The sequence below is a fragment of the Vibrio sp. 10N.286.46.A8 genome, from assembly GCF_041470165.1.
Lineage (GTDB): Bacteria > Pseudomonadota > Gammaproteobacteria > Enterobacterales > Vibrionaceae > Vibrio > Vibrio tasmaniensis_A.
The window spans coordinates 1-3,331 of the sequence record NZ_JBFRLX010000331.1; the positions used below are offsets into that span (position 1 = coordinate 1).

The window sequence follows — 3,331 nt, forward strand, 5'->3', positions numbered from 1 at the left end:
ATCTTAGACAACGACGACTTGTTTGAAGATCTTTCTGAGTTTTGGTTGAGAACCGAACAAGGCTATAATGCCAATGAAAATAATTTTTAAGATTAATTGACTGCTGGTTGTCCACAATTGATATTGTTTATTTAGACACCACTACCACAGTAAATACTAACTCCTGTAGGAATGCAGACAGCACCGTTGGTTGCACAGCCAGATATATAAAGACAAAGAGCGGTTATTATTAGTTTTCTCATACAGAATAAAATCCTTTAGGTAGAAACATTGTGTGTTTTGGACAACAGAAAATGCATTTCTACTCAAATAAAAAGAAATTTTTATTTATACACTTCATATAAACAACCAAACTCTACTTTTTACCATATTTATACAATGCGAGTATTAGTATTTTGCCAACGAAAACACTGGTGAATTTAGTCCTAAAGTCCAAGTTAATTAGCTTATCAACAAGAAGGGGGGGGATCTATACCAATCCCTCTCCCAAAAATCTCTTTCTACTTACAAGCTCTCAATTGCCTTTTGCACTGCAGGGCCAATCTAGCGCTTACGAGAAGTGACGCCCTCCAAAGTCAGCATGTCACTTGTTGGTTCAGCATTGAAAGCCGATTTTTTAATCTCCTTAATTCACCTAAGTTCACTTATTTTTGCCCCTAATCATCCTCACCCTATATGTAGATTTTCGACGGGGAAATATAGACATAGCGAATCAACTCATGCCTCCTGCGCACTTGTCAAATACATTAAAACCGAACATATATGAACACTGAGTAATATTGCTAGGTAATGCTTGGTGGTGATATTGTAAGAAAATAATAATAGATATTTTTCAGACAGTTATTCGATTCGCAAATTCAATTATTTATAATGAATCACGCAGGAGTATTAAAGTGATACTAAATCATAATTTAGACTGGAGTATTGTTGGCGCTATACCAACTGGCCCTGGAACATTTGTAAGAGATGCCTTTCAATTACAATATGGCCAACCCACTAGAGAACTCCTTCCAGCTGGGACATCGATATATAAATTTAATGGTTATCCAACTTTAGGGCGAGGCGAAATTACAGATGAGACCACACTCTCACCATGGTGGTCACCAACCGACCCTTTCCAACATGATGCAGGACTAGAACAAAAGAAAAAAATTGCGCAGCGTAATGGCGTATCTCTTAGAGAATGGGGACGTTTGACCTCAGTTATCAAAGAGAACTGGAGTTCATTGGATTACTTATTGGAGATGAGACTAAAATCTCCGGTTTATGCTTGGTTTGGCGGTTTTAAAGGGATGAACCGTATTGATGCAGGCTCACAATCCAAAAGGAATACAGCTCTTGAAATGAGAGGTAATTCGCAAGGCTTACCTGGCGGAGCGACTCAATTCTATATTCCCAACTTAACCGTAGGCCATTTTATGTCTCACAAGTTTAGTAAGATGTGAGCCTGCTTAACAAATACAACTTCATTTTTGATTACTAACCACCAGTACCGGCCTAGCTCTTGGTACCGTTTATAGTAGTGGTTGACAATTCAAAGGAATACTTGAAGTTGGTTAGTGCTTATACCTAAAGGTATTACGGTCATCAACAATCTCAATTTTGACAGGCACAGTGCCTTGCTTAACGTTACCTATTTGTGCAAATGCCTTGTGAGAAAGGTCGATAACTCGGCCTTTTACGTAAGGGCCTCGATCGTTAATTTTCACATCGACCGACTTGCCATTGTCTGTATTGGTCACTCTCACGATCGCCCCAAAGGGCAAGGTTTTATGAGCCGCTGTGTAGGCATTCATGTTGTATGTCTCACCACTTGCTGTGAGTTTTCCATGGAATTTATCGCCATACCAAGAAGCTTTACCCACAAGAGCATGTGACTTGGCATAGTCCTTTGTTTTGGAACTGCCGACCGCCGACGTTGAGGTGCATCCGGCTAATATCATGAGAATAAGAGCGGTAAAGATGATATGTAGTTTTTTCATGTAACTTGGGTGCGCTAATCTGTGCATTTTCTCTATTTTCGTTGTTGTTGGTTAGCAATATTGTTCTGAGTATAGTCACAGCTCAGTCAAGGCTACCATTCGGTATGAGCCCGCAATATTTCCATAAACTACGCTTTCTTCCGTCATATTCATGAAAGGTTTTATCTTCAAAACGTCAACTTTAGCAACGCCTTAAATCTGTACCTTTCTTAATCACTTCATATAGATAAGTCACTCAACCAAACATCCAAACACAAAAAAGGATTGGTATCTCTACCAATCCTCTTTAGGGGGTGTTTCGGTTTTCTACCTTATGACAGGCAGGTAACGCGATTACTCGTAATCAGTCGCGTACGTGTCTTCGTATGTGTGCGAGTAGAATTCGAATAGGTTGCCAAACGGGTCTTCTAGATAAACCATTTGCGCTTGTTTTAGTTCGTCTTCTGGGTGGTAACGCATGATGTCCATACGAACCTTACCGCCATACTCTTCAACACGCTTAATCGCTGAATGAAACTGCTCTTTTGGAAGTTGCAGACAGAAGTGGAAGATACCTAGGCGAGAGAAATCAACTTCGTGACGCTCTTGGCGATCTTTCATTTCGAACAGCTCAACACCAATACCATCAGAAGTTACTAGGTGTGCAATGTTGAAGCCTTTAAAGCCTTCACCGAACACAGCGATACACATACGGCCGATTGCTGATTCGCGCTCTTCCATCACTTTAGTGTTGTTCATTACGATTCTTAGACCCAGCGCTTTCGTGTAAAACTCGACTGCTTGATCCATGTCACCCACCATGATGCCTACGTGATTCATTTTCATAACTTACTCCAAATTCGTTTTTAATTCTGTGCGTTTCGAAGACTGGCTTCGATGTTTCGTTTCGATGGAGAGAGTATAGGTAGATGGCTTAATTAAATGAAATTATCATAATTTATATTAATGATAATATTTCGTTATTATTTATATTGAGGACAGTGCATGCTGTACTTAAAATGCTGAGTGAACTCATAACCACTTTTAGACATCACTGACAGAAAGATCGTGTAGTACATATAGCTATTTCTATTTACGATATAACTATATGAATAAAGTTAGCTTTTAAATACTCCAAGAATAGCGATAGTCTATACGGGACGTGTTTGCGAGTTGGGTACATCCCATAAATATTCACGATTGGAAATTCAGCTACGTTTTTAATTTTAACTAAGCTACCGCTGTTAACGTATTTATTAACAAATATGCTAGGGATCATTGCTATACCCATCCCATCCACTGCCGCTTGTATTAAGGTATTGCTATCTGAAATTACAGCGACCCACGGCTGCCGATATGAAAGGCTTTTT

General features: G+C 39.4%; 4 protein-coding genes. 1 reads left to right on the forward strand and 3 read right to left on the reverse strand.

What is annotated here, in order from left to right; translation table 11 throughout:
• Positions 1–893 precede the first annotated feature (893 nt).
• Positions 894–1,445, forward strand: coding sequence for a hypothetical protein (locus AB4232_RS22110; protein WP_372088017.1), 552 nt, complete (start codon positions 894–896; stop codon positions 1,443–1,445).
• Between the two features lie 111 nt (positions 1,446–1,556).
• Here AB4232_RS22110 and AB4232_RS22115 read toward each other — a convergent pair whose 3' ends face one another.
• The 3 genes from AB4232_RS22115 to AB4232_RS22125 form a co-directional block, all read right to left on the reverse strand.
• Positions 1,557–2,009, reverse strand: a complete 453-nt coding sequence (locus AB4232_RS22115) for a septal ring lytic transglycosylase RlpA family protein (protein ID WP_372088018.1) — start codon at positions 2,007–2,009, stop codon at positions 1,557–1,559.
• Between the two features lie 306 nt (positions 2,010–2,315).
• Positions 2,316–2,807, reverse strand: a complete 492-nt coding sequence (locus AB4232_RS22120; RefSeq protein WP_029223140.1) for a VOC family protein — start codon at positions 2,805–2,807, stop codon at positions 2,316–2,318.
• Positions 2,808–3,054: 247 nt separating this feature from the next.
• Positions 3,055–3,331, reverse strand: a 277-nt coding sequence (locus AB4232_RS22125; protein WP_372088019.1) for a LysR substrate-binding domain-containing protein, incomplete at its 5' end; no start/stop codon positions are given.